Genomic DNA, 25,751 nt, shown 5'->3' with positions numbered 1-25,751 from the left:
AAGAACTGACGCTGTCCTCCTCACACTGGATGAGACCAGGTAGGTCGCTATCGCGAAAAGCTTAATTTCTAAAGGCACCTTATTCCTGCTGAATAGGGGTATGCTGGATAACACAGAAATCAAAGATGTGGATGTCATCCGGCATCACCTCTTTAAATTTCATTGAAGTAACACTATACTCAGCTCTTGCTTTTATCTTATTCGGACAGGTCCTACCGGAAAAACTAAGTACTACAGACCCTGAGAATGTAAAGGAGGAGTTACTGTGGATACGCGTGATGTTGAGGCGGTTAGCGCCAAAAAATATACAAAAGTCAGGTCAGGCATACCAGGCTTCGATGAGCTGGTGAATGGCGGCTTCAACAAAGGGACGGTCAATACCGTCACCGGTGGCTCAGGTACGGGAAAGACGGTCTTCGCAACCCAGTTCATATATGAGGGCATCAAGATAGGTGACAAGGGGATGATAATAACCCCCTCTGAGAATGCGGAGTCCCTCAAGAGGGAGATGTACTCCTCGTTCAACTGGGATCTCTGGAAGCTGGAAGAGGAGAAAAAGCTGGTCATCGTCGATGTCACAGATCCTGTGCTCAGGCTCCAGAAAAGCATAGACCTTGATCCTGTCGAGTTTCTCATAAACTTCAGAAAGCTGGTCGAGCGGAAGGTGAAGGAGGAGAACCCGCAGAGGGTGTTTGTCGACGACCTCATGGCGTTCTTCTATGCAGTTCAGGCACCCTTCAAGATAAGATCGCTGGCAGATGATCTATTCTCGAGTCTGAGAGCCACAAAGGCGACGTCAGTCATAACGATAGGCACCGCATTCGGCATGAACCAGATACTGGAGTACGGCGCTGATTCGTGCACGATGCTCGGAAGGGACAGAATCGGCAACGCACTTGTGCGTTTCATTTATGTTATGAAGATGCGGGGCTCGAAGATATCGAACAGCATAAGGGTTCTCGATATCTCGGACGAGGGCATGGCGGTATCGGGCCTATCGCCCTATCCGTGAGGGATATCATGATACAGAGATGGATCGTGATCGCAGGAGAGGAGGCGGGTCCGGTCTCAAACAAGATGGGCGGAATATGGAACGTCATAGATGCAGAGGCCAGGACACTTGCTAAACTTGTAGGCAGCGGCGAGATCGAGGACGATCTGAGGATCCTGGTCGCAGGCCCGTACTTCCCGACTGCAGGAGCAGACTGGAACAGGGGAAAGATGAGGGTGACGGACGTATCCGGACTTGAGCCGCTGAGCATGGGCAGCGAGATAAAGACTGCTCTGGAGCGGCTTGAATCTCTGGGTATAAAGTCCGTATCAGGCCAGATGACGTACAACGACGTTCCTGTCGGGTACATACTCTTCGACACGCATTACTACGACAGCTGCATAGTTCGCAGGGACGCCAGAGAGATGACGCTCACAAACGCGATAAAGGAGGAGGCGTGGAGGCTTGTGGGGCTGGACTCGCTCAAGTACGAGCGCCTGAGCAACGGTCCAGAGTACACACACTACCTCTGCCTTTCCTATGCGATATCAGAGCTTGTTCGGGTATTGAAGTCGATGGCTGAGGAGCCTGCAGAGAAATACGCTGACAAGGCAGTCTCAGAGTTCGCCCGCTCTGTGCTTCCAAAGATAAGGATATCGCTGCACTGCCATGAGTTCGGCGTCTTCTACGCTCTTGCGCGACTCAAGGCTCTCGGCCAGCCCGTCCGCACGATGGCGACGCTCCATGCCACCGTCACTGGAAGGGCAGCGGGCCACAGATCCCTGGAGATGATCGCCAAGGGCGAGAAGCGTTGGCCTCCGAACACCCCCATCTCGATGGCGGCACTAGAAGGCCTGGCGAGATATGCGGATGTCGTGACCTTCGTCGGCGACTCCACGATGAAGGAGGCGATGCTCTTCCACGACCTCAAGGGCATCGTCATAAGAAACGGGATAGAGGTGGAGCAGGACTACATAGACTGGGATAAGAAGAACCGCTGCAGAGCCAGGATACAGAAGTTCCTCTCAGATACGCTCTACGACCTCTACGGCGGGGAGAAGATCGACCCTGAGAACATAATCCCCATATTCACCATATCGAGGATAGAGATCGAGAACAAGGGCTACCCGCAGCTCCTTGATGCGCTCGTCCTCCACGATCATCTGCTCAAGCACAGGGCGATGAAGCAGAGGTTTGCCGAGAAGCTTCGAGTGGCCTGCTTCCTCATAGCTGCTCACGGCCCGAAGCAGAAGGACAAGCTCCCAAAGGGTTTTCCGATCAACCTGACCCCGGAGATACTCGTCTGGGAGGAGAACAGGCTCTACAAGATGATACAGGAGAAGGGGCTGGAGCCGTGGAGGCTCGTCTCAGGAAACCGCATAGTCTCTGCGATCCTGTATCCTCAATGGGTCGGGCCTGATGACGGCGGGCTGAACATGAGGTCTGACGAGATCATGGCGGGCTGTGTTGCAGGTGTGTTCCCATCACAGTACGAGCCCTTCCTGCTCACAGGCCTCGAGGCCGGAAGGGAGGGGACGCCGAGCATAGTCAGCAGAGCCTGCGGCTTCAGCGATGCTCTGAAGAAGATAAAGAGGCTGACGACAGGCATGGGCGGGGTTGTCGTGGTCGATAACATAGAGCAGACGTACAACGAGACCGTGCTCGATTACGCCATGGCGCTGGATTACTTCACCTGGAGCCATGTTGCAGATCAGATCGAGTACAGGCTACTGTGCGAGGAGTCGTTTGCCCTTGCAAAGTACATGGACTGGAAGGAGCCTGTCATGGAGTATTACAGAAATCTGGTGGTGTGATGAATATAGCATACCTGAGCACAGAGTACCCGCCTCTGGTCTATGGCGGCCTCGGTGTCTATGTCGATTCGATATCCAGAGAGATAGCCTCGATAGGGCATAAGGTCTCAGTGTTCACAATGGGCAGGCCGGATCTGAAGAGAAAGGAGACGAAGAAGGGAGTGACGGCGTTCAGGGAGATCCCTCTCCCCCTTGGCGATGCTCTAGAGATCTTCTATTCAAAAGAGACCCTCTCATGGGGTTCGGGTCTGGACTTCCTGAACAGCCTCCTGAGCTACAACCAGCTGGCTGCAGCCCGTGTGAGGGACTCCGGTCCATTTGATCTCTGTGTTGCACACGACTGGCTCGCGCTTCCCGCAGGAATGGCGCTGCGTCAAAGCATGCCGGTGATATACCACGTCCACTGCACCGAGATCGGGCGCTCAGGGCATCCGAATCCGCAGCTGGTCTCGCTTGAGATGAAGGGCGCGAAGCTGGCGGACCTTGTGCTCACGGTATCGGAGGCGATGAAGGCCGAGCTGGAGGGGCTCGGAGTTCCAGCGGAGAAGATAAGAGTATGCCACCACGGCGTCGATGTTAAGCTCTTCGATCCGGCATCTGTGAAGCCAGAAAGGCTCCAGATACTGAGGGAGAGCTACGGTTTAAAGGAATCCGATAAAATCCTTTTATTCCTGGGAAGGCTTGAGCCTGTCAAGGGCGTGTCCCAGCTTCTCAGCGCCATGCCCATAATACGCAGGGATCATCCGGAGGCGAAGCTTCTCGTGGTTGGAGACGGATCCCTGAGAGGGGATGTGAGATCCGAGGCAGAGCGTCTCGGCGGGGTTGTGCTCGTGGATCGCTTCCTCTCCCCACAGGAGAAGGCGTATCATTACGCCCTCGCGGATCTGTGCATCTTCCCGAGCATCTACGAGCCGTTCGGGATAGTGGCGCTCGAGGCTGCCGCGATGGAGCGCCCCTGTGTTGTGGGGGCCAGCGGCACAAGCGGTCTCAGGGAGATCGTCGTGAACCCGTCGGCGGAGAAGCCTACGGGTGTGCATGTCAACGCCCGGGATCCGAACGATATCGCCTGGGGAGTAAATCTCGCTCTTGAAGATCCAGATCGTCTGAGGAATTGGGGAAGGAACGCGCGGGAGCGCGTCCTGGAGATGTTCACATGGCGAAAGGCAGCTGAGAAGACGTTGAAGATATACGAGGAGGTCATAGCATCCCGGAGCTGAGGCGACATTACTTTTTGGAGGAGTACTGCGTCATAGCGAAGGAAAGGGCCAGGCGTCCTACAGATTTCATCCGGGCGAGGGAGCAGCGTGTCTCAAAGGAGTGTCCCTTCTGCCCAGGAAACGAGGAGATGACTCCGAGGGCAGTTGCGGTCTACAGGGACGATGGCGTGTTTGCGGATGGCGAGACGCGGATCAGGGGATGGTGGGCGAGATGTATCCCCAACATGTACCCTGCGATGGTTCAGGCTCCGGACGCGCCCACAGGAGAGTGGGTGGCGATGCCCGCCAGGGGAGGGCACGAGGTCATAATCGAATCTCCCGAACATGAGAGCAGCCCTGCCACATTCGATCAGGAAACGATCTCGAGAATGGTCAAGGTCTACGCTGAAAGATACAGATATCACATGCAGCGTGGATCTGCATACGTCTCGATCTTCAAGAACTGGGGTCGAGAGGCCGGTGCGTCTCTGAGCCATACGCACACACAGCTGATAGCGCTTCCTCTGGTCCCCCCACAGATGATGCGTGAGCTCTCTGCGATATCATCGATGCCTGCATGCCCCTACTGCAACATCGTCGAGAGGGAGGCGAGATCGGAGAGGCTGATATTCACAAAAGGGGACTGGGCATGCATAGCGCCGTTCTACTCTCAGACCCCCTATGAGATGTGGCTCCTCCCATTCAAGCACATCAGCAATCTTCTGGAGCTCGACGAATCGATGCTTGAGGATCTTGGCATAGCTCTTAAGGGGGCTCTCCACCGCCTCTCTGCGCTTCTGAACGACCCGCCGTACAACTACATGATATTCCAGATGAGATCCGGGTACCACCTGAACATTCGAATCCAGCCGGCAGTCACAAAGATCGCGGGCTTCGAGAAGAACACAGGAATCCACATAAACCCGGTTCCGCCTGAGCAGGCAGCCTCAGAGCTCAGGTCCGTCTCCTGATGCGAAGCGTCTGCTAACCTGCCAGAAAAGACATCACGACGCCGTAGTTTTGGGCTCAATACCACAGCACCCTCGAGGCTGCGCCCCAGCCTGCGATGATGTGGAACGCGACCGTCACAATCCTGTCCATGAACGCTATCGAGAGGCCAGCGGATGCCGGGATCCCCTGGGATGCTAGCAGCGCTGCCAGGCCGCCCTCGACCAGCCCCAGGCCGGAGATGCTCAAGGGTATCAGCGAGAGAGCGCTGACGAGCGGCAGGAGCAGGAAGAGCATTTGAAATGATGGCTCCTGGTTTACTGAGATCGCGAGGAGGTACACCCTCAAAGCGTGTGTGATCCACGCGATGACTGTCAGGAGGACGGATCTGGTCATCACCGCACCGATATCATTCACGGCGCTGATGGAATCAAAAAAGAGGGCGATCGGCGCCAGGCGATCTGATCTTCTCAGCCTCTCGATGATAGCTCCTCTGCTATGCAGGATCGCAGCAGAGACCATAGCCACGATCGCGAGCATCAGCGGAACTGCTATCAATTCCGCTCTATCACGGAAAAAGATTGCCAGTCCGCATGCTCCGAGGATGAGCATCGTGAGGATATCAGAGAGCCTGTCGAGCACTACAGATGCGAGACCGATGCCTATCTTGATCTCGTCACGCACAAGAAGAGGCCGCGAGAACTCCCCGATCCTGGCGGGTGTAATGTCTGAGAGTATCATCCCGCCTGCGAAAGCCCGGTATGCGGAGAGCGGGGATAAATTCTCGCCCATGTCTTTAAGTATCAGCCTCCATCTGGTTGAGAGGATGATGAATGTGATGGCATAGACTGAGACTGCCATGACCACATACTCGGGCCCTGCTGAGAGGATCACCTGCGCCACCTCGGCAGGGCCGAACCTGTAGAGCAGGAAGGCTACAAGCAGCAGGCCGAACGCGAGCCGTATGACTTTTTTGAGATTCATCTCATCGCTGGTCTACTCAGAGCTGGATATTCAGGATTTCATTCGAGCAGGTCCTCAGGTATCACGCCTGTGATCGATTCTATTCTGCGCTCTGCCCCCTCTATTTTAGAGCTGCAGATCCTCACGAGCCGGACGCCTCGCTCGAATAGCTCCAGGCTCTCGTCGAGCGAGAGCCTGCCGGACTCAAGCTCCCTGACGATCTCCTCCAGCTCATCCAGAGCGCTCTCAAGAGATTGCTCCGATATCGCAACCACGCCCCGACATTTTCACATTCCAGGCAGCATCACATCTCTCAAAGCAGCCATCCGCCCTGGTGGCGTCTGGCAGGAGGCCCCTCGCATCGATGGTGTTTTTTTGTAACTGCGCTGGATACTGACGGATATAGTCAAGGATTACTATAAATCTGTTCGTCCTTCGAGGATTTCCCTTGCAGCAAAGATCATTACAGTAGATAAATTTAAATATAATCAATGAACTAGTTTCTCTGGAGGGGGTAGCTCTGAGATACAACTGGTCTGGCGATACGATCGTCAGGGATACAATAGTCTGGAGCAAGAGGGTTGTTCTGGGGAACGAGAACGTCTTCATCCCGACAGATATCAGGGAGTGGATATCGTACCCGGACAGCGAGGTCATCAAGCTCGCCCTGAAGGAGATAGATCTTCCGGCATCCAGGGCTGCAGGGACTTTCGATGAGCGGGCCTGGAAGGTCTGGAGGTATGTGGCTGAGAATATCGAGTACGTCTCTGATAAAAAGGCATTTGGCATGCCAGACTTCTGGCTCTTTCCTGCAGAGACCCTCACCCTGCGCAGGGGAGACTGTGAGGACTCATCATTCCTGCTCGCAACGCTGCTGCTCGCCAGCGGGATAAGCGAGCACTGCGTCAGGGTTGTGATAGGGACTGTGGTCACAGGCAGCACAAAATATGGGCACTGCTGGGTGGTCTACCAGAACGAGAGCGGTACCTGGTGCCTGCTTGAGAGCACACTGAACTCGGTCCCGCAGAGGCTGCCTCCCGCAGATCCGTTCACGGAGCCGGAAAGCAGGGATCGGTATGAGCCACAGCTCTGCTTCAACCGCAACCACATGTGGTCGATAGCGCCTGGCGAGATGCGCCTCTCAGAGTACATCAACTCCAAGGAGATCTCCGGTGGTTACCGTCCTAAGAGCCCAGGGATCTGAGGCGCGCCTCGATCCCCCGCCAGTGAGACCCCTGCCAGTAGATCTTTCCGCACTCTGAGCACATCCATCTCCCATTCTCCATATCGATAAGCTCGCCGTTGCAGATGGTGCACCTCTCCGGGTTGAGGCCGAGGTTGATGCCCCTCTCCTGCACCTCTCGCAGCTGCTCATCGAGCTGAGAGGATCTGATGAGAATGCATCTCACCCCAGCTCTCTCACAAAGCTCTGCCAGCGACCTGTCGCGTGTTACGAGTGTTCTCCGCTTCCCTGCCTGCGCGATGAGATCTCTATCGCTCATCGACCTGGGGTTCTCCACATCGTGACCTGCCAGCCTGAGCCATCTTCCAAGGCGCATCAGCATGTGGTCCACCACAAACTCAGCCGTGGGGAGACCTCCTCAAACACACGATGTAACTTCCTGCACCAGATATATAGCCATCTGGATCAACCATTCTCCGGATGAGACGGGTAGCGTGGGGAATAACCGGCGGCGGTCAGTACCTGGCTGAGAGCGTGCGGGCGATGCGCGAGGTCGCAGCCCGGAACAAGGTATGCACATTCGTCTCGAGAGCTGGAGAGGAGGTCCTGCGCATGTACGGACTGCTCGAGAGCCTCCGTGAGATCTCCGGAGGTGGCTATCTGGAGGAGATCTTCATGGAGAGCGAGTCAGGCAGGAGCTTCCCGATGACAGGAAGGCTCATGCTCGGAAGGTATGACCTGCTCCTGATCGCGCCAGCTACGTCGAATACAGTGGCGAAGATCGCATGCGGGATCGCAGATACAATCGTCACAAATGCGGCCGCGCTCGCTGAGAAGGCGGATGTGCCTGTAATCATACTGCCGACTGATGTGAGGGAGGCGATGACCAGAGCGCCTTATGCTGTTAACAGGGATATGTGCAGGGCGTGCGAGATCTGTCCTCCGCAGACAGCATGCCCGAGCGGTGCGATATCTGGAGATGAGATCCGCACCATAGACCTGATGCGCTGCAATGGCTGCGGCACGTGTCTGCCTCTCTGCAGCAGTAATGCAATAGATGCCGTGAGAATGAACGTCAGACGTAGAAGCATAGATCTGAGGAACATCGAAATCCTCAGGGAGAGGGGCTACATGGTCCTGGAGTCGCCTGAGGAGATACCAGAGGCTGTTGAAGGTACACTGGCCAACAGGAATATTGAGATGGAGAGATCCGGGTGATGCTTTTAGCGGGCATCAGATGCGTGATGAAGACCTTCGAATTTGAGGGGAGCAGATGAGCACACCAGATGCTGAAATGGGTGTTCTTGCTGACTTTATACAGAGATACTACGTGGAGCCGATAATCAACGACACCGGCTACAACCCAGTGAACACATTGACATGGGCGATCATCCTGGGCGTTTTCGTACTTCTCATCCACAGGACATTCAGGAGGTACGGTATCGAGTTCGACGGGAGGTTCATACTCGCCACCGCGCCATACATAATCGCAGGCTCCTCGCTCCGCGTCGTTGAGGATGCAGAGCTGATAGGTCCGCCGATCAGCTACCTCCTGATAACTCCCCTGATCTACTTCCTTGTGGCATTCCTCACTGCAATCGCGCTTTTCATATCCAGAGGGCTCACAGGTGGCTACAGGCTTTACTCTGCGATCGGGATTTTGTGGAGCCTACTGAATCTGTTTGCGCTCTTGAGAGGAGGAGTGGAGCATGCATGGGTGCCACTGGCTGTCGTCGCTCTGGGCTCATCGATCACCGGCTGTGTATTCCTCTTATCACGCATCCTGCCTGACAGGCTTTCTATCCCGAACAACGGATGCGCGCTCTCCGTCATCCTCTCTCACATGCTCGACGCTAGCTCCACATACATCGGGGTCGACTGGCTGGGCTATGAGGAGAAGCACGTCGTCCCCACCCTGCTCATACACCTATTTGGAAGTGCAGCAGTGATGTATCCCGTAAAGCTGATCGTTCTTCTGCCGCTGCTCGCCATTCTTGACGATTCTCTCAGGGATGACAGGGATATGTGGGGCATTCTTGTTCTGACGCTGCTGGTCCTCGGGCTCGCACCTGCCACCAGGAACACCCTGCGAATGACGCTCGGGATATGATGACCCTCTATCCGGCGGGTCGTTGGAGGTCCTGTCTCCGTTTTTTCATTATTAGGGGACAGATGACCCATATTCATCCTTACCAGTCAAATTACAGAAAATTCGGGACGCTGCCTAGTTGGGGATGGTATCGATCCCTGGATGAATTGTCAGAGCTCTCCCTGACGAAAAAGAGCATCAATAAACGGCAGAACTGGTGAACTCAGCGCATAGATGCTCGAATTGCGAGCTCCGCGATCATTCTTCCCACATCCACGCCGAGCGCTGAGTATATCCCTTTTCCAGACGGTGTCCCGTTGACCTCGATGACCATCATTCCCTCCTCTGATTCGAGTATGTCGACTCCGCTGTATACGGTCCCGACCGCCCTGTTCGCATCAACCGCGATCCTTTTTATCTCGCTGGTGATCTCGCACCTCTCAGCCCTCCCACCTCTCGCGAGGTTGCTTATCCATTCGCCTGGAGGTGCAACCCTGTAGATGGCGCCTGCAACCACATCTCCGACTACGAACGCCCGTATATCTCTCTTCTCCGGCGTGTCCACAAACTCCTGCAGGTAGATGGCGCCTCTTCTGATCAGAAGATCCTTTAGGAGGTCAGCATCCTCCGGACAAAGTAGCTCTATATCCCTTCCCTTGTACCCGAAGAGCGGCTTGCAGACCGCGCGTCCCATGCTCTCCACAGTCCTCAAAGCCTCATCGTAGCTCGATGTCACAACCGTCCTGGGTGTGGGAACACCAGCGCGCCTGAGCGCCATAGATGTCGCGAACTTGTTCGCTGCCCTGACAATCGCCTCAGGAGGATTGATCACAGTCACTCCCAGATCCGCAAGCGACCTGAGCGTCTCGAACCTGAACGCAACATCCTGCGGCGCGCCCCTCCCCATGTCCCTGATTATGAGCGTATCGAGATCGAGAAGATCCGCCTCTCCTCTTCTGAAGCTCAGATCTGCCCCTATCTCAACAGCGAGCTCCGAGATCTCCATCATCACCGCAGAGACGCCGAGCTCTGCCAGGCCCCTGGATATCGCCCTCGCGGTCCAGTCTTCCGGGTTCGAGACCACGATCCCAACGGATTTCATATCTGGTTCATTCCGAGAATCCCGCTGACAGGTCCTGAGACCCTGTACTCGGTTCTGTTGATCACAACCCGCTTCGATGATGCGTATCCTGACGTATCAGAGCTCACCCTTCTCGCGATGAACGATCCTGAGTCGCTGATCCCGCTGCTGTCCGTTCTGACAAACTCCCCGTTCACTACCTCTCCTGCGACCTTGCCGCTCATGTATATCGATATCAGAAAGTCTCCCTGGAGAGCTGCAACAGCCATATTCATCTGATCTCCGGAGACCATGCCTGAGATCACGCCGCTCCAGGCGTCTGATCTGCAGCTACCTGTGATCTCACGGCCCGTCTGGTTGATGGCCGCTGTTATCATGGTGTCGTTCAGGCTCACGCTCCATATCCCGTTGACATCGACTGCCTGCTGATCGAGCGGCACAACACTGCCAGAGTAGACTATGGTCGTCTCCATCCCGAGTGAGTGTGCAGCTAAAAGAATGCATATCATTAGAGCCATAATTATATGAAGCTTCATATCACCACCTCAAAGCTCATATCCCGATAGCAGCTCTTCCGCGGCGCCTGCCAGGATCCTGAGCGCCTTCGCCTCCATGAAGTGCAGCCTGCCGGGGATGACCAGCACGTGGAGGGGCGGGCCGAAGCTGTATCTCCTCAGATCTGAAAGCGCGCCGGCTCTGACGCACATATCCTCTGAGCCGGCCCTCGCGATGCCGACCGCGAGATGTGACGCGAAACCATCATCTCCTCTCCCATCTGAGACCTCGATCAGTATATCTGCGGCCTCGTTTATGCTCATGAACCTCCCGTCCTGGATGTCGAGGTAGAGAAGCGTGTGCAGATCTCTGCTCAGGTTGTCCTTAACAGCATCATATGGTGTTGATGAGAGTATGCGCTTTCCCCTCACGGTATGAGGGAACGGCACAGTGGCAGACCTGCCGAACCTGTAGTTCTGCAGCCCTGTTATCCCAGGAGCTGCAGATGCGATGTTCGATGCGTGTATCACCCTCGTATCGATGCCCATCTCGATCGCTCTGAGCCGCAGATCCAGATGGGTTGTGGAGATCATAGGGTCCCCTGCAACCAGCAGCGCAACGTTCCTTTCCCTGGCCTCCTCGATCCACTCAGGCTCGCCCTCGATCTCGGGTCTTGAGAGGATCTTCATCTTGCGACCGTAAAGCCTCTCCAGTCTATCTATGGATGTGCCCATAAGCCTGGATGTGTAAAACTCTGCGTACACCGCATCGGCTGATCTCACTATCTCAAGGCCCTTCAAGGAGATGTCCCGCTCGTCGTAAAGCCCGAGGCCCACAAAGAAGAGCATGAATGCTACTGCGCAGCATGAGGTTTAAATATTCCGTATCCGCTGCTGCTCACACAATGGTAGTTTGCGCCCGCTGTGGTTCCATCCCCTCATCTTTCCCGTCGCAGGCGGGGAATATATTTATCACAGCTGGCACAACGCAAAGCAACATGGCTTTGGACGAGGTTAAGATCACAAGGGCGATAGTCGAGAGCTATCTCGAGAGCTTTCTCAAGTGCACAGATGTCGATGTGGCTCTGGTCGGAGCGGGTCCTGCGAATCTAGTCGCTGCGAAGCGGCTCGCAGAGGCTGATGTTAGGGTCGTGCTGTTCGAGAAGCGGCTCTCCGTTGGGGGTGGCCTCTGGGGCGGCGGCATGATGTTCCCCAGGATCGTTGTGCAGAAGGAGGCGTGCAGGATCCTGGACGAGTACAGCATCTGGTACCGCGAGTTCGAAGAGGGGTACTACGTTGCGGAATCGATAGAGGTCGTGGCGAAGCTGACCGCAGGCGCGATAGATGCAGGCGCAGAGCTGATAAATCTCGTATCGGTCGAGGATGTCATGATCCGCGATGACGACAGGATCGTCGGGCTGGTCATAAACTGGACCGCTGCGGAGATGGCCGGCATACATGTCGACCCCCTCGCGATCAGGGCGCGGGTGGTGATAGACGGCACGGGGCATGATGCTGCGGTCTGCAGGGTCGTGCAGAAGAAGATCCCTGGAGCGATCGTCGGAGAGTCAGGGGTGATCGGGGAGAAGCCGATGTGGGCCGAGCTCGGGGAGAAGATCGTCGTCGATGCCACCCGGGAGGTCTATCCAGGGCTCATAGTTGCGGGCATGGCCGCGACAACAGTCGCAGCAGGCCCGAGAATGGGGCCGATCTTCGGGGGCATGCTGCTCTCCGGCGAGAAGGCAGCGTCGATCGCGCTGGAAAAGCTCGCGCAGTCGGTGGAGTGAGTGAGGGGCGCACAGGAGATAGCGGGGTTCATACTCTCACATTACAGGGGAAAAATCATCGAGATCGGGATAGGTCACTGCGGGGATGTTGCCAAACGTATTCCCGGTCTCATCGCCACAGACATACGCCCTGTGAGCATCGATGGAGTCGTGACGGTGTGCGACGACATCTTCAATCCAAGAGAGGAGCTTTATCGAGGCGCTTCACTGCTCTATTCGATACGCCCTCCGCTTGAGGTGCAGATCGCGATGGGCGATCTCGCCCTTCGCATCGGCGCTGACGTCCTGATAAGACCTCTGGATGATGAGATCGCGGATCTGGAGGGGTTCTCGAGGGAGCTTGTATGCATGGGGGAGGCAAGGTTCTATCTTTACAGAAATCGCAGGGCGAGGCGTGAGGGGCGGTGAGTGGGATCTAGGATCGCTGTAGATCTCAGTACGCTGTTTAGAGAAGCTATCGATTTTGCTTGGGCTCATCCAGGTGGTTTACCGTAGCAGAGACATGATGAAAGCCACAGCCTCCCGCGTCATGGCATTACACATATGCAAATAGGCAAGCGGTCAGCGTCCAGGCGGATCTAGGATATCTATGGCTTCCACCCGCTCGAGCATGCACGTAGGATCCTCATCCAGGAGATCGCCTCTGTAGTAGAACGCCTTCTGCCTGCATCCACCGCAGAGATCGTTGTAGCTGCAGTTCCCGCATGCCCCTTTGAGGTGCTTTCTCGAGTCTCTGATGAGAAGTAGCTCCTGTGAAGGATTGTCTGTCCAGATATCCCTGAAGGATCTCTCCCTCACATTGCCCGCGACAATCTGAGGCATGAACTGGCATGGATGAACGTCGCCTCTCGGCGAGATGTTTGCGACCTTGGAGCCAGCGCTGCACCCGCCAGCGTTCGTCAGCAGCATCCTCGCCCTCTCCAGCCTCTCCGGATCGCCCTTCAGCATTTCCAGCAGGTATGCTCCATCTATCGGCGAGTCCGTCGTCAGTATCTCGATCTCCCTGTCGCTCAGCTCCACCGCGGCCTCCATCAGAAGGCGTATCACAGATCTCCTCTGCTCTGGCGTGACATCCCTTTCAGCAATGCCTCTTCCCCGGCCTGTAGGCACTAGATGGTACATGCAGAACCTGGGGATCCTGAGATCAAGAGCGAGCTTCAGCAGCGCAGGAATGTCATACCAGTTCTCCCTTGTGAGCGTTACCCTCAGACCTGTCTTAAGTCCCGCATCCCTTGCGTTGATCAGCCCCTGAACCGCCCTGGAATGCGCGCCCTGGACGCCCCTGAACCGATCGTGCACCTCGGGCGATGACGAGTCGAGGCTCACGCCCACGTATCTTATGCCAGCCTCTCTGAGCAGCACAGCGACCTCCGGCGTTATCAGAGTGCCGTTTGTCGATATCGCACATCTCAGACCCCTCTCTTTGGCGTGAAACGCGTACGCCCAGAAGTTCCGGCTCATGAGCGGCTCGCCGCCTGTGAGTATGAGCATCGGGATTTTGAGAGCGGATAGCTCATCTATCAGCTTTATCCCATCTTCGAGCGAGAGCTCATCCAGCATCTCATCGCTTGCATCTATGTAGCAGTGAGCGCATCTCAGGTTGCATCTGCGGGTCAGGTTCCATATCACAACAGGTCTTGATTCCGCTGAGAACCTCACAAGATCAGGGGGCAGGCTCTCGCATGGCCGATCCGCGGCCCTGATCGCATCCCAGACAGTCGCTCTGTCCGCAAGAATCTTCGAGATTATTATCAGGATCTCACCCCGCTCTCCCTTCTCGCCGCTTCAAGCATGCCCTCGAACGTATATTTCTCAGGTATAACATCGACCCTCACTCCGAGCTCCCTGAGCACCGCAGCCGTCGGAGGTCCTATTGCCACAACAAGCCCGGAGTCGAGGGCTCTCCTGAGATGATCCTCCATCCCGAGCTCATCTGCTCTTCTCATCAGATATCTGACGGTCGACCCGCTGGTGAACGCGAAGACATCTATGAGCTCCGCTTTTCTTATTAGATCGTCCAGCCTGCTGTCCTCAGATCCTTTAACCTCATAGACGGGCACATCATCGACCTCAGCTCCTGATGAGATCAACCCCTCGAGCAGCGCAGGCGACCCCTGGGCGCTCCTCAGGAGCAGCACCCTTTTGAGACCTCTGAGAGCCTCTACGAGACCTGCAGAGCTGTACTCATCCGGGAGAATATCGACATTCATGCCCTTAGCTGAGAGGGCCTGCGCCGTCTTCGGGCCTATTGCAGCGATGCGCTTCCTGCGGATCAGCTCCAGGAGTTCGGATCTCCTCGAGATGATCTCCACACCGTTCGAGCTCGTGAAGACCACGCACTCCGCTCTCTCTATCCTCTCCTTTACGTCAGGGGGGAGCTCCAGAGCTCTGAGGGAGATCGATGGAGCCGCGACGGGAATAAAACCATACCTCTCCGCAAGCCTCACAGACTCATCCAGCTGGCTTTCAGCGCGGAGAATCGCGATTCTTCTCCTGCCGAGATGTTTCTCCAGTTTGACCACATCCCCCACAACGAGGACCGCTGGCGGTTTTACACCAGATGATGATGCGCGCTCCGCTATGTCTCCCAGAGCCCCCCTCACACACCTCTGATCAGGCCAGCTCCCGCGCTCTATCAGTGCCGCGGGCGTCTGAGGGCTCAAACCACCATCAATAAGCAGCGATGTGTTCTCCCTGATCCTGCCCACGCCCATGAGCACCACCAGCGTGCCCCCGACTCTCGCCAGGGCGTGCCAGTCGAGCTCCTTCTCCTTGCCAGGCTCCTCATGTCCCGTGACGACCGTGAGGGCTGTCGATATCCCACGATGAGTCACCGGTATGCCGGCGAGCGCCGGAGCAGCTATCGCCGATGTCACACCAGGCACGACCTCAAAGGGTATGCCTGCCTCCCTGAGAGCGAGAGCCTCCTCCCCCCCGCGGCCGAAGAGATACGGATCTCCGCCCTTGAGCCTCACCACGACCTTCCCCTCCCGGGCTTTCTTGATGAGAAGCTCGTTGATCTCCTCCTGCGAGAGCTTGTGCCTTCCAGGGGCCTTGCCGACGTCGATGATCTCAGCCTTAAGATCCCTTAAAAGCTCATCGTTCAGAAGCCGGTCGTGCAGGACGACATCAGCCTCCCTGAGCAGCCTGAGGCCCTTGATGGTTATCAGCTCCGGATCGCCCGGTCCTGCGCCAACCAGATACACCTTTCCGACATCACCGCTCAATCTGTACAGCCTCCCTCACCAGTTCGTCACCGCCCATCTCCAGGAGGCGCCTCCCGATCATCTCAGCGCTCTCCAGATCGTTCCTGGGGACCGTATCCTCCAGCCTCACAAATCTCTCCCCGTCCCTAGAGAGGATCTCCGCCGTGACATGTATCCTCTCCCCAAGATGGCGCGCAAATACCGCCATCGGCACGAGGCATCCTCCCCCCACGACCTCCATTATCCTTCGCTCAACCATCGTCTCCTCTCTCGATGGCATGTGATCTATCAGGCTCGCCAGCGCGTCGCCCTCAGTACCCACGATGGAGACGACGGCTATCGTCCCCTGGTTCGGGGATGGCACGAACATCCCAGGATCGAGCACACTGTAGCTGAGGTCGTATCCCATCCGCTGGACACCTGCCTCAGCTATGACAATGCCGTCGTACTCTCCCGCGTGCAGCTTCCTGAGCCTGGTCTGGAGGTTCCCGCGCAGGCTTCTGACGACCAGATCTGGCCTGGCCCGTCTGAGCTGCGCCGCCCTTCTCATGCTTGATGTGCCGATGACAGCTCCGCTTCTGAGATCCTCAAGGCTGGAGCCATCTCTGGTGAGCAAAATATCGCATGGCGAGTCCCTCTTCAGGATCGCGGCTATTCTGAGCCTCTCAGGGCGCTTGCTGGGCAGGTCCTTCATGCTGTGCACCGCGAGATCGATCTTGCCCGAGAGCATCCGCTCATCTATCTCCCTAACGAACAATCCCTGCCCGGAGATCATGTGCAGAGGTCTGTCGAGAAAGAGATCTCCGCTGGTCCTTACAGTCACGATCTCGGGGTTTGCGCCGTGCTCTCTCAGGCGCTCAACAGCAATCTCCGTCTGCCGCAGCGCCAGGGGGCTGCCGCGTGTCCCAACTCTCAGGCTTTGAGGTATAGCTTGAACGCCTCCAGTGTTTTATCGATGATCTCTTTATCATGAGATGCTGATATGAAATCGGTCTCGTACTGGCTGGGCGTGAGGAATATTCCGGCCTCGAGCATCCTCCAGAAGAATCTCAGGTACCCATCTTTATCACACCTCAGCGCATCCGAGTAGTTCTTCGGAAGCGGGCCGAAGAAGATCTTGAACATCGAGGCTATGCCTGATACGCTGTACCCCAGATTCAAATCCTCAACGATATCTGAGAGGCCTTTTCTGAGATACGACCCCATCTCGTTGATTTTATCGAGAACACCTCTCTCAAGCAGATCCAGGGTTGCCAGGCCAGCGGCCATGGATACCGGAGATCCGTTGAATGTCCCGGCCTGATAGATTCCGCCCTGTGGGGCAACGTTCTCCATGATCTCCCGACGCCCACCGACAGCACCTATCGGGAATCCCCCTCCAATTATCTTCCCGAGTGTTGTGATATCAGCCCTGACACCGTAGTAGCTCTGCGCACCGCCAAGCGCGAGCCTGAATCCTGTTATGACCTCGTCAAATATCAGAAGGGCGTCATGCTCCTGTGTTAACCTTCTCACACCCTCGAGGTAGCCGTCCACGGGGAGCACAGGCCCTATGTTGCCCAGAACCGGCTCCATTATCACAGCAGCCACATCATCTTTTTCCAACACCCTCTCCATCGCCTGGAGATCGTTGTACGGGACCAGTACGGTGTTCTTTGCAGTATCTGATGGCACGCCCTTCGAGTCTGGAACGCCGATCGTCGTGGCTCCGGATCCCGCTTTAACAAGAACAGAGTCGTGAGCGCCGTGGAATCCGCCCTCGATCTTCACGATCTTATCTTTTCCCGTGAAGCCGCGAGCGATTCTCAGGGCTGCCATCGTCGCCTCTGAGCCGGTGCTCACGAACCTGATCATCTCAATGGATGGATAATGAGAGATTATGCGCTCCGCGAGCTCGACCTCTAGAGCTGTCGGCGTGCCGTAGAGCCATCCACGCCCCAGCTGCTCAATGACCCTTATCATCACTTCCGGGTTTCTGTGCCCGAGAATCATCGGGCCGTATGCTAGACAGTAGTCGATGAACCTGTTGCCGTCCTCGTCCCAGAGGTAAGGCCCCTCGGCTCTTCTAACATAGAACGGATACGGCCTTATCGCCCTGACCGGGCTGCTGACGCCGCCGGGCATGAGCCTCTTCGCGCGCTCGTAGAGGCTTCTGGAGGAGTTGAGATTCATGGTATCAGCGCTTCCATGTGACCTAATCAATCTTGCGACCTGCGATCCTCCATCCCTTCTCGGATGCGATCCTGATGATATCTTTAATGGGGATGCCGAGATCCTCGGCGATCCGCCTGCAGACATCGTGCTCCGGCTTCACGCTTATGATCTCCTCTCCGATGGACCCGATCTTCACAGGTACCGACCTCCCCATGATTTCAACGCTATCAGTCCTCCGCTCCGCGATCAGTCTGTGAAGCACTGGGAATACCCTGACCCCGAGGCTGCCCGTCTCCCTCATCAGAACCGCGGAGAGCCTCTGTGCATCATCCTCCCTTGAGATGATCGAGATCAGGCTTCCGCTCCTGCCCTTCTTCATGACAGCCGGCACAACTGCTACATCGAGAGCCCCCTCTTTCATGAGCCTCTCAATGAGACTTCCAAGTATCTCTCCCGTGACATCATCCACATTGGTCTCTATCTGTACCACGCGATCATGTCTCATGTGGCTCGGGATCTCCCCTAGAATCGCTCTAAGCAGATTCGGCATGCCTATCTCCCTGGAGCCGGCGCCGTAACCTATGCGCTCCGTTACAACCTCAGGGTGGTGTTCCAGAAACTCATCGACTGATGCTGCAAGTATCGCAGCCCCTGTTGGTGTGAGAAGCTCATGTGAGACAGGACCTCCGCGCCACGGTATCCTGTGGGTGCGGAGTATCTCCAGGGTCGCGGGCGCGGGAACCGGGAGCATCCCGTGAGATGTATCCGTGATCCCGCCTCCGACCGAGGGCGCGATCGAGATGGTTCTCTCCACATTGAGGGAATCCATTGCGGCAGAGGATCCAGCGATATCGGCCAGCGCATCCATTGATCCCATCTCGTGGAAGCGCGTGTCCTCTTTATCGACACCATGAACTTTTGATTCTGCTGATGCCATGATATCCAGAATCCTCAGTGCTCTTTCGAGAGCTCGCGATGAGAGCGTCGATGCTTTCAGTATATCCATGGCCTCACCCAGCGATCGAAACGATTTATCTGAGATGACCTTGACCCTGAGAGCTCTGATGTGGTCGAACCTGCTCTCGTTCACCTCAAGCCCGCATCCGACAGACTCCACAGCAGATCGGACAGCATCGAATTCCGCGCCCAGGTCCAAGAGCGCCCCTAGTATCATGTCGCCCGAGGCGCCGCAGTATGGATCGAAGAGAAGTGCTCTCATGTCTGAATCCTGCGAATTTTTATCTGAAAATCATCTGATGTTTCATAAAAGTTGTGGCAACAGAAGCGTGATTGATATCTTTGGGAGTGGTGAGGGCGAAGCGGGAAGACCCCCTGAGGATGTGAGCGAAGCCCCCTTCGGAGCGATACCTATGCGATACCTATATTACATCATGACGACCAGTTCCACTTCAAGATATCTAAGAAGAGCGGAAGTGCCGACTGGGGATCTATCACATACAGCATGAGACTGAGAACGCAGTCTCTGGCGGTAAGCCTAGAAGCTCCGCCCGTCAGGGCTGGGAGCGTTCACATAATATCTGCCACCACAGGGGGATGGGACGACATTGTAATGGTTAAAGGATAGAGACGAGGTGTGCTTAATTGAGTAAGATATGCTCTATGCTGCTGATCTTTCTCCTGGTGGGGGTTTCTGAAGGTATTACATGCTATCTCGGTCCTTACCAGATATCTTTTGAAATCATTGGCATCAATTCAACCAGGATCGATCCAGTTCTGGTAACAGTGGGTCCTCTTGTCGATTTTGATGAGATAACCAGGACAAACTACACGAGATATGTGGGCCTAATCAATGACATGGAAATCATTCCGTGGTGTGGAGATCACTTCAATGATGGCAACGTGATTATCGTAAGACAGTACGAGGCCCCTTTTAAAGTAAACAGATCCCTGCTTCAAGCTGAGCTGGAAGATATGGGAGGTGTAACCATTGCATCATCCGCCGACTTGTACTCACGCAGAATAGATGGCTACGAAGCGCTAGTGATGCACCATACTGAGGATGTTACAAAAGAATACACCAGTATTGCGATTTTCTGTATCGACGAACGAAACGGATACGGCACGACATTTTTTGTGCTTGGAACACAGCCCATTCTGGATATCGCTCCTGGAATGAATAAAACAGAGTTCGATTGGCTGATGGATTCGTTCCACATCATCTCGGGTCCAGGGGTATCAAATAATTCGGGGACTGTGTAGGTGAGAGATGCTTCATCAATGGCAATGTAACGATGCATGCAGCATAAGAAAATATGCCGGAAGGATGAAAGCAGGCATGTTTTTACGATGATGCTCCTCAAAAGATCTCAGTTGATTCCGTACCATGAAAGCACGACAGGGGTTATGCGAATTACCATGAGTTGATCCGAGGGCAAAGCAGTATATCCATAAACAGCAGATCTTCAATCATATGACAGAGATCTCCATCTGCTTCGAGGTCCATCAGCCGTTCAGGCTCAAGAAGGATTTCTTCTGGTCGGGCAGCATCTTCCGAAGGTCCAGTCCGCATTATGATTTCTACTTCGATGATAAAGAGAACCGGAGCATATTCGAGAGGGTGTCAAAGAAGTGCTACCTTCCTGCAAACAGGATCATACTAGATCTCATAAAACGCTTCTCTGATACAGACCGTCCGTTCAAGGTCGCATATAGCCTCTCCGGGGTGTTCGTGGAGCAGTGCAGAAGATACAGGCCAGATGTCCTGGACACGTTCATCGAGCTGGTGGATACCGGCAAAGTGGAGCTGCTCGATCAGACCTACTACCATTCGCTCACGAGCCTCTTCGACAGAGATGAGTTCTGCGAGCAGGTGAGGATGCACAGAGAGCTCATGTGGGATCTCTTCGGCGTGCGACCATCCGTATTCGAGAACACCGAGCTGATCTACAACGATGAGATCGCGGCTATGGCTGAGCAGATGGGCTACAGGGGGATATTTGCAGAGGGCGTCATCGCGGACCCGAACCAGGTTTACAGGCCCGCTGGGTGCGAGAAGATCTCTCTGCTTCTCAGGAACTATCAGCTGACCGATGACATAGGGTTCAGATTCTCTTCGAGAAACTGGGAGGAGTTCCCGCTCACAGCGGACAAGTACGCAGCCTGGCTCGCAGCAACCCCTGGACGATGCATAAACCTCTTCATGGACTACGAGACCTTCGGGGAGCACCACTGGCCCGAGACGGGGATATTCGAGTTTCTGAGGTACCTGCCGGGAGAGATCCTGAAATGGAAGAATCTGAGATTCTCCACACCAGCGGAGATCGTTGATATGGTAGAGCCATCGCGCACTGTGAGCGTCAGGAGCGCCAGGTCCTGGGCTGATCTGGAGAGGGACACAAGCTGCTGGCTCGGAAACGCCCTCCAGTGGGCGTGCTACACATACCTACAGAAGCTCCAGGGCCCTTCGCGAGAGGCGGGGGATGAGGTGCTCAGGATATGGAGGCTTCTCGGCCTGAGCGATCACCTCTACTACATATTCACCCACGGAGGCGGCCCGGGAGAGGTGCACAGCTACTTCAGCCCGTACGGAAATCCGTATGATGCGGCTGTGACCTACTTCAGCGTGCTCTCAGACCTTCACCGTCGCCTGTCAGAGATCCTCGACATGGCAGATCATCCTTTTTTGTTTTCCACAAGGGATGGCGCTGAGCTCGGCACCGCCTGGAGCAGTCAGGGGATGGTGAGCCTGCTCAGCAGAGCAGATGCTGATGCTCTTGAGCATCACGCCTCCCTCGGAAGCTTTGCCACCTGGGCATCCCTGAGCCTGGGGGACGAGCGTCTAGCGAGAGAGCTCAGAAAAGCATCCAGGCTGAAGGGCGAGGACCTCAGGAGAGCTCTGCTGGATGCTTTCAAGAGGAGAATAAAGAGAGCGACCACAAAAAAGTGATTGGAAGAGATTCTTCAGCAGGTGGGGCCATGATCCCCTACAGCGATGGAATATCCAGGGAATGGATTGTGACCAATGGAATAGGCGGATATGCATCATCCACATCCATCGGGGCGAACACCAGGGCATACCATGGTCTTCTGATCGCATCTCTGAGTCCGCCGGTGGACAGATGGCTTCTTCTCTCCTCTCTTGATGAGACCGTCAACGGTATCGAGCTGGCGAACCATCAGTATCCAGGTGTGGTACATCCGCAGGGGTTCAGGTATCTCATATCATTCAAAGCAGAGCCAGTGCCCACATATCTGTACAGGGTGAACGACGTAGAGGTCGCAAAGCAGATCTTCATGATCCAGGGGGAGAACACGACTGTTATCAGGTACCACATATCCGGGGACTCTCATATCAGGATCATGCCTCTTGTCACATCGAGATGCTTCCACGCAGTCTCGGGCAGGCCTGAGATGCGCCAGGAAGCGATGGAGAGAGGGACTCTTCTGAGATCGAGATGCGATCTCTACCTCAGCTCCGATCGCGCAAGATACGTGAGAGATGAGATGTGGTACCACAACTTCGAGTACGAGGCAGAGAGGGCGCGCGGGCTTGGCTTTGTTGAAGATCTCCTCTGTCCGGGATGGTTTGAGGCGGATGTAGAGAACGAGCTTGATCTGAGCATCACCGCATCCACTGGGATGGTTGAGGCGAACGACTCGATGCTGGAATGTGAAATTAATCGGCGCCGCATGATCATCTCCCTGCTTCCTGAGGAGATCAGATCGCTTGCCATCGCTGCGGACAGCTTTCTGGTCCGTCGCGGCAGCGGCATGAGCATAATCGCTGGCTACCACTGGTTCGACGACTGGGGCAGGGATGCCATGATCGCCCTCCCCGGCCTGCTCCTCTGCACAGGCAGGTTTGATGATGCCAGGGCTGTTCTCCGGACGTTCTCAGAGCACGTGCGTGATGGCCTCGTTCCAAACGATCTCGGAGCAGGCTCTTACAACACCGTGGACGCATCGCTTCTCTTCATAAGAGCCGTCTGCGAATACTTCAGATTCACATCAGATCAATCATTTATCAGAGAGCTCTGGCCGGTTCTAATGAATATCATAGAATGCTACACCACCAAAACACCTGTCGGACATATGGACTCCGACTTTCTCATAGCTTCCTCGGCGGGCGCAACCTGGATGGATGCGAGAGTCGATGGCCTGTGCGTTACTCCCAGGGCTGGAAAGTGCGTTGAGGTGAACGCGCTCTGGTACGAGGCTCTGAGATCGCTGGAGGAGATCAGCGGGGCGACGGGCATGGAGTGGAGATGGGGGGGCCTGGCAGAGCGCGTCAGGCGTTCGTTCAGACGGTTCTGGAACCCTGCAGGTTATCTTTACGATACAGTGGATCCATATGATGGGTCGGTGAGACCGAATCAGGTGATAGCCGTTGCGTTCTCCCGCGGGCTTTTATCGCTGGATCGGACGCGCATGGTTGTGAGAAATGCGACGGAGGAGCTTCTCACACCCTACGGTCTCAGAACCTTGTCACCCAGGGATCCGGCATACATCGGGCGTTACGAGGGAAATCCCAGAGAGAGGGATCGCGCATATCACCAGGGCACCGTCTGGCCCTGGCTTATCGGGCCGTACATAACTGCATACCTCAGGGCAAACAGGTACAGCAAAAGGAGCAGGATGCACGCGATCTCCCTCCTCAGGCCGCTCCTTGAGGAGCAGCGCTACGGCATGGGAACCATTGCAGAGGTATACGATGGAGATCCGCCGCACAGGCCGGGTGGATGCATATCACAGGCATGGTCTGTGGCCGAGGTGATACGCGCGTTTCTCGAGGCGAAAAACGGAATCGAGAGGCGATGCTGAGGAATATGGGCGAAATGCATCGTGGAGTCCATCCGGCTGAGCTGGACCGCCATTATAATAGATATAACAGCACTCCCGAGAGCATCATCACATATGAGGTCTTGAGATGGGACTCAGATACAGCATTCTTGGGGACGATCTCCAGGTCCTGGAGGTCCAGCTGGCTCCTGGCGAGAGCATCAGATCCGAGACGGGCGCTATGCTCTTCATGGATGATGGGATCGAGATGAGCGCATCCACCGGGGGCATCATAAAGGGGTTAAAGAGATCGCTGGCCGGAGATGGTTTATTCATAACAAGCTTCACCAACCGCTCTGACGAAGTCAGAAAAGTGGCCTTCTCTGCGCCCTTTCCCGGAAAGATACTGCCACTGGACCTTGATGAGCTCGGCGGCCAGCTGCTCTGCCAGAGGGGAGCGTTCCTGTGCGCTGAGAGCGGTGTGGAGATAGAGGTGGCGTTCACGAAGCGTCTTGGTGCTGGCTTCTTCGGCGGCGAGGGTTTCATCCTTCAAAGACTGAAGGGCGGTGGGCAGGTGTTCATCCATGCCGGAGGCGCTCTCATGAGCAGATATCTGGGGGAGGGAGAGGCGGTAAATGTCGATACCGGCTGCCTTGTCGCCTTCTCGAGGGACGTGGATTACGATATACGCTTCGTTGGCGGGGTCAGAAACGCCCTCTTCGGCGGTGAAGGTCTGTTCCTGGCGCGGCTCACAGGGCCCGGGAAGGTGTACTTGCAGAGCCTTCCGCTATCCAGGCTGGCAGATCGCATCCTGCAGGGGAGAGGGGTCAGCTCGAACAGAAACAACGACTGAATTGAGATATTAACGTAGACAGCTCGTCACCGGTTTGAGGAGCGGCTATGAGCGACCTGATCTCCTGGACGATTTGTTTATATCCAATCTCGCACTCCTCGGTCGGAAAAGGTGATTATGTTTGATGAGCATAAACGAGATGGGCTTTGAGGTCTTCGAGGAGATGCTGGATCTGGCAGATGATCTCAGAGTCGATGTTATAGAGCTGGATAACGGCGCGGTTGTTATAGACGCGGGTGTGAAGGCGCCCGGCGGCCTCTGGGCAGGCATATTCATCAGCAGGATATGCATGGCGGACCTGGCCGACATTCAGATCGTGCCCTATGATCTGAAAGGTATATCGGTTCCAGGAATACAGGTCACCACAGACCATCCTGCAGTATCCTGCATGGGGTCGCAGTGCGCGATGTGGCGGATCAAGGTCGATAAGTACTTCGCTATGGGCAGTGGACCCGCAAGGGCTCTTGCCAGGAAGACGAAGGAGCTATACGAGAGGATCGGGTTCGAGGAATACTCAGACGTCGGGGCGGTTGTGCTGGAGTCCAGCAGCATCCCGGATGCTGCTGTCGCCGCCCGGATAGCTGAGATGTGCGGAATAGAGCCCTCAGACCTGAGAATCGCTGTTGCCCCGACAGATTCTGTAGCAGGCATGGTCCAGGTCTCGGCCAGGATAGTCGAGACAGGAATGCACAAGCTCTTCTCCATGGGGTTCGATATAACAAAGATAAAAAGCGGCTGGGGCGTGGCTCCAATCGCGCCGGTGGCCGGCGATGCCACGATGTGCATGGGCGCGTCTAACGATGCCATAATCTACGGTGGTGACACTTACTACACCCTCGAGTACGAGAACCTGGATGAGCTCAAAGATTACGTCAGAAAGATGCCATCCTCTGCTTCCAGGGATTATGGCGTGCCATTTTACAGCGCATTCAAAGCCGCTGGTTTCGACTTCTTCAAGGTCGACCACAACATCTTCGCTCCTGCGAGGGTGGTGATGAACGAGCTGAGATCGAGAACAACCATCACTAGCGGTAAGCTGAACCATGATGTTCTCATGGAATCGTTTGGGATCCAGGTGCTTTGAAACAGCTCGACTATGTACTGAATAGGATCGCCATGTTTCAGGCATGGAATCGTTTGGGATCCAGGTGCTTTGAAACAGCAGCCTCTAATGAAAAACCGGAGACATCGGCGGCTGTGTTGCAGGCCTGAACAGCTCTATGAAAGGGTAGAATGGTGGTCTAGAGAGATGG

25 protein-coding genes are annotated in these 25,751 nt (G+C 55.6%); 14 read left to right on the top strand and 11 right to left on the bottom strand.

The features are described from left to right. The first annotated feature begins 265 nt into the window (after positions 1-265). The 4 genes from NQU42_RS05655 to NQU42_RS05640 are packed head-to-tail and all read left to right on the top strand — an operon-like array spanning position 266 to position 4,972. Positions 266-1,012, top strand: a complete 747-nt coding sequence (locus tag NQU42_RS05655; protein ID WP_296609765.1) for an ATPase domain-containing protein — start codon at positions 266-268, stop codon at positions 1,010-1,012. 8 nt (positions 1,013-1,020) lie between these two features. After that, positions 1,021-2,805: a glycogen synthase gene (locus NQU42_RS05650; protein WP_296609763.1), complete on the top strand. Its 1,785-nt coding sequence runs from the start codon at positions 1,021-1,023 to the stop codon at positions 2,803-2,805. Then, positions 2,805-4,022 (top strand): glycosyltransferase family 4 protein, encoded by a 1,218-nt coding sequence (locus tag NQU42_RS05645; protein ID WP_296609761.1) that lies wholly within the window; start codon positions 2,805-2,807, stop codon positions 4,020-4,022. The genes NQU42_RS05650 and NQU42_RS05645 overlap by 1 nt, the downstream gene beginning before the upstream one ends. Positions 4,023-4,036: 14 nt before the next feature. Further along, on the top strand, positions 4,037-4,972 hold the full coding sequence (locus NQU42_RS05640) for a DUF4931 domain-containing protein (protein WP_296609760.1): 936 nt from the start codon (positions 4,037-4,039) through the stop codon (positions 4,970-4,972). Positions 4,973-5,027: 55 nt separating this feature from the next. Here the strand turns inward: NQU42_RS05640 and NQU42_RS05635 are convergent, their stop codons facing one another. Both NQU42_RS05635 and xseB read right to left on the bottom strand, forming a co-directional pair. Then, positions 5,028-5,933, bottom strand: coding sequence for a lysylphosphatidylglycerol synthase transmembrane domain-containing protein (locus tag NQU42_RS05635; protein WP_296609758.1), 906 nt, complete (start codon positions 5,931-5,933; stop codon positions 5,028-5,030). Between the two features lie 38 nt (positions 5,934-5,971). Next, on the bottom strand, positions 5,972-6,178 hold the full coding sequence (gene xseB / locus NQU42_RS05630) for an exodeoxyribonuclease VII small subunit (protein WP_366070174.1): 207 nt from the start codon (positions 6,176-6,178) through the stop codon (positions 5,972-5,974). A gap of 206 nt (positions 6,179-6,384) precedes the next feature. On the opposite strand from xseB, the gene NQU42_RS05625 reads away from it, so the two are divergent. Then, positions 6,385-7,116, top strand: a complete 732-nt coding sequence (locus NQU42_RS05625) for a transglutaminase-like domain-containing protein (RefSeq protein WP_366070173.1) — start codon at positions 6,385-6,387, stop codon at positions 7,114-7,116. On the opposite strand, the gene NQU42_RS05620 is transcribed toward NQU42_RS05625, so the two are convergent. Next, positions 7,097-7,489: a Mut7-C RNAse domain-containing protein gene (locus NQU42_RS05620; protein ID WP_296609756.1), complete on the bottom strand. Its 393-nt coding sequence runs from the start codon at positions 7,487-7,489 to the stop codon at positions 7,097-7,099. The two genes, NQU42_RS05625 and NQU42_RS05620, sit on opposite strands and share 20 nt — an antisense overlap. Before the next feature lie 86 nt (positions 7,490-7,575). On the opposite strand from NQU42_RS05620, the gene NQU42_RS05615 reads away from it, so the two are divergent. Together NQU42_RS05615 and NQU42_RS05610 are read left to right on the top strand one after the other, a co-directional pair. Continuing rightward, positions 7,576-8,313: a dihydromethanopterin reductase (acceptor) gene (locus NQU42_RS05615; protein ID WP_296609755.1), complete on the top strand. Its 738-nt coding sequence runs from the start codon at positions 7,576-7,578 to the stop codon at positions 8,311-8,313. A gap of 55 nt (positions 8,314-8,368) precedes the next feature. Beyond that, positions 8,369-9,205 (top strand): DUF63 family protein, encoded by an 837-nt coding sequence (locus tag NQU42_RS05610; protein ID WP_296609753.1) that lies wholly within the window; start codon positions 8,369-8,371, stop codon positions 9,203-9,205. Positions 9,206-9,407: 202 nt separating this feature from the next. Here the strand turns inward: NQU42_RS05610 and mptN are convergent, their stop codons facing one another. Genes mptN through dph5 form a run of 3 tightly spaced genes read right to left on the bottom strand, consistent with a single transcriptional unit; the run spans position 9,408 to position 11,608 of the window. Beyond that, entirely contained in the window at positions 9,408-10,286 is an 879-nt protein-coding gene (mptN, locus tag NQU42_RS05605; protein WP_296609752.1) for a tetrahydromethanopterin:alpha-L-glutamate ligase, read from the bottom strand. Then, positions 10,283-10,774 (bottom strand): hypothetical protein, encoded by a 492-nt coding sequence (locus tag NQU42_RS05600; protein ID WP_296609750.1) that lies wholly within the window; start codon positions 10,772-10,774, stop codon positions 10,283-10,285. The genes mptN and NQU42_RS05600 overlap by 4 nt, the downstream gene beginning before the upstream one ends. Before the next feature lie 36 nt (positions 10,775-10,810). Further along, the gene (gene dph5 / locus NQU42_RS05595) at positions 10,811-11,608 is read right to left on the bottom strand and encodes a diphthine synthase (protein ID WP_296609749.1); all 798 of its coding nucleotides are present in this window, start codon (positions 11,606-11,608) and stop codon (positions 10,811-10,813) included. Positions 11,609-11,757: 149 nt separating this feature from the next. On the opposite strand from dph5, the gene NQU42_RS05590 reads away from it, so the two are divergent. Next, complete coding sequence (locus NQU42_RS05590) at positions 11,758-12,546, top strand: sulfide-dependent adenosine diphosphate thiazole synthase (protein WP_296609747.1); 789 nt, start codon at positions 11,758-11,760, stop codon at positions 12,544-12,546. Next, positions 12,547-12,954, top strand: a complete 408-nt coding sequence (locus NQU42_RS05585) for a UPF0146 family protein (RefSeq protein ID WP_296609746.1) — start codon at positions 12,547-12,549, stop codon at positions 12,952-12,954. A 153-nt stretch (positions 12,955-13,107) separates the two neighbouring features. Here the strand turns inward: NQU42_RS05585 and NQU42_RS05580 are convergent, their stop codons facing one another. The 5 genes from NQU42_RS05580 to larC all read right to left on the bottom strand — a co-directional run bounded on the left by NQU42_RS05580 (position 13,108) and on the right by larC (position 19,125). Further along, positions 13,108-14,205: a radical SAM protein gene (locus NQU42_RS05580; protein ID WP_296609745.1), complete on the bottom strand. Its 1,098-nt coding sequence runs from the start codon at positions 14,203-14,205 to the stop codon at positions 13,108-13,110. Between the two features lie 92 nt (positions 14,206-14,297). After that, the gene (gene cobA, locus NQU42_RS05575; RefSeq protein ID WP_296609743.1) at positions 14,298-15,773 is read right to left on the bottom strand and encodes a uroporphyrinogen-III C-methyltransferase; all 1,476 of its coding nucleotides are present in this window, start codon (positions 15,771-15,773) and stop codon (positions 14,298-14,300) included. Continuing rightward, positions 15,763-16,668: a hydroxymethylbilane synthase gene (gene hemC / locus NQU42_RS05570; protein WP_366070171.1), complete on the bottom strand. Its 906-nt coding sequence runs from the start codon at positions 16,666-16,668 to the stop codon at positions 15,763-15,765. The genes cobA and hemC overlap by 11 nt, the downstream gene beginning before the upstream one ends. Beyond that, a complete protein-coding gene (gene hemL, locus NQU42_RS05565) occupies positions 16,665-17,924 on the bottom strand; it encodes a glutamate-1-semialdehyde 2,1-aminomutase (RefSeq protein ID WP_296609742.1) in 1,260 nt (419 codons plus the stop codon). Before hemL ends, hemC begins: the two co-directional genes overlap by 4 nt. A 22-nt stretch (positions 17,925-17,946) precedes the next feature. Continuing rightward, positions 17,947-19,125, bottom strand: coding sequence for a nickel pincer cofactor biosynthesis protein LarC (gene larC, locus NQU42_RS05560; protein WP_296609739.1), 1,179 nt, complete (start codon positions 19,123-19,125; stop codon positions 17,947-17,949). A 401-nt stretch (positions 19,126-19,526) separates the two neighbouring features. Here larC and NQU42_RS05555 point away from each other — a divergent pair, with 401 nt between their 5' ends. The 5 genes from NQU42_RS05555 (at position 19,527) to mch (ending at position 25,582) form a co-directional block, all read left to right on the top strand. Further along, a complete protein-coding gene (locus NQU42_RS05555) occupies positions 19,527-20,126 on the top strand; it encodes a hypothetical protein (protein ID WP_296609737.1) in 600 nt (199 codons plus the stop codon). A 211-nt stretch (positions 20,127-20,337) separates the two neighbouring features. After that, the gene (locus tag NQU42_RS05550; protein ID WP_296609735.1) at positions 20,338-21,813 is read left to right on the top strand and encodes a glycoside hydrolase family 57 protein; all 1,476 of its coding nucleotides are present in this window, start codon (positions 20,338-20,340) and stop codon (positions 21,811-21,813) included. A 29-nt stretch (positions 21,814-21,842) separates the two neighbouring features. After that, positions 21,843-23,687, top strand: coding sequence for an amylo-alpha-1,6-glucosidase (locus tag NQU42_RS05545; RefSeq protein WP_296609733.1), 1,845 nt, complete (start codon positions 21,843-21,845; stop codon positions 23,685-23,687). A gap of 106 nt (positions 23,688-23,793) precedes the next feature. Beyond that, on the top strand, positions 23,794-24,498 hold the full coding sequence (locus tag NQU42_RS05540; protein WP_296609732.1) for a TIGR00266 family protein: 705 nt from the start codon (positions 23,794-23,796) through the stop codon (positions 24,496-24,498). A 121-nt stretch (positions 24,499-24,619) separates the two neighbouring features. After that, a complete protein-coding gene (gene mch / locus NQU42_RS05535) occupies positions 24,620-25,582 on the top strand; it encodes a methenyltetrahydromethanopterin cyclohydrolase (protein WP_366070165.1) in 963 nt (320 codons plus the stop codon). Positions 25,583-25,751 lie beyond the last annotated feature (169 nt).

It is taken from the genome of Methanothrix sp. (assembly GCF_024518575.1).
GTDB lineage: Archaea > Halobacteriota > Methanosarcinia > Methanotrichales > Methanotrichaceae > Methanothrix_B.
The sequence above is the reverse complement of the archived record's forward strand: the minus strand, read 5'-3'. Positions and strand labels throughout refer to the sequence as shown.

What these genes read in the sequence shown, in the direction of transcription:
- NQU42_RS05540 (WP_296609732.1), top strand. Translation starts at nt 23,794, where the DNA reads ATGGGACTCAGATACAGCATTCTTGGGGACGATCTCCAGGTCCTGGAG.
- NQU42_RS05650 (WP_296609763.1), top strand. Translation starts at nt 1,021, where the DNA reads ATGATACAGAGATGGATCGTGATCGCAGGAGAGGAGGCGGGTCCGGTC.
- NQU42_RS05590 (WP_296609747.1), top strand. Translation starts at nt 11,758, where the DNA reads ATGGCTTTGGACGAGGTTAAGATCACAAGGGCGATAGTCGAGAGCTAT.
- larC (WP_296609739.1), bottom strand. Translation starts at nt 19,125, where the DNA reads ATGAGAGCACTTCTCTTCGATCCATACTGCGGCGCCTCGGGCGACATG.
- NQU42_RS05610 (WP_296609753.1), top strand. Translation starts at nt 8,369, where the DNA reads ATGAGCACACCAGATGCTGAAATGGGTGTTCTTGCTGACTTTATACAG.
- NQU42_RS05615 (WP_296609755.1), top strand. Translation starts at nt 7,576, where the DNA reads ATGAGACGGGTAGCGTGGGGAATAACCGGCGGCGGTCAGTACCTGGCT.
- dph5 (WP_296609749.1), bottom strand. Translation starts at nt 11,608, where the DNA reads ATGCTCTTCTTTGTGGGCCTCGGGCTTTACGACGAGCGGGACATCTCC.
- NQU42_RS05555 (WP_296609737.1), top strand. Translation starts at nt 19,527, where the DNA reads ATGCTGCTGATCTTTCTCCTGGTGGGGGTTTCTGAAGGTATTACATGC.
- NQU42_RS05600 (WP_296609750.1), bottom strand. Translation starts at nt 10,774, where the DNA reads ATGATATGCATTCTTTTAGCTGCACACTCACTCGGGATGGAGACGACC.
- NQU42_RS05545 (WP_296609733.1), top strand. Translation starts at nt 21,843, where the DNA reads ATGATCCCCTACAGCGATGGAATATCCAGGGAATGGATTGTGACCAAT.
- NQU42_RS05550 (WP_296609735.1), top strand. Translation starts at nt 20,338, where the DNA reads ATGACAGAGATCTCCATCTGCTTCGAGGTCCATCAGCCGTTCAGGCTC.
- hemL (WP_296609742.1), bottom strand. Translation starts at nt 17,924, where the DNA reads ATGAATCTCAACTCCTCCAGAAGCCTCTACGAGCGCGCGAAGAGGCTC.
- NQU42_RS05635 (WP_296609758.1), bottom strand. Translation starts at nt 5,933, where the DNA reads ATGAATCTCAAAAAAGTCATACGGCTCGCGTTCGGCCTGCTGCTTGTA.
- NQU42_RS05645 (WP_296609761.1), top strand. Translation starts at nt 2,805, where the DNA reads ATGAATATAGCATACCTGAGCACAGAGTACCCGCCTCTGGTCTATGGC.
- mptN (WP_296609752.1), bottom strand. Translation starts at nt 10,286, where the DNA reads ATGAAATCCGTTGGGATCGTGGTCTCGAACCCGGAAGACTGGACCGCG.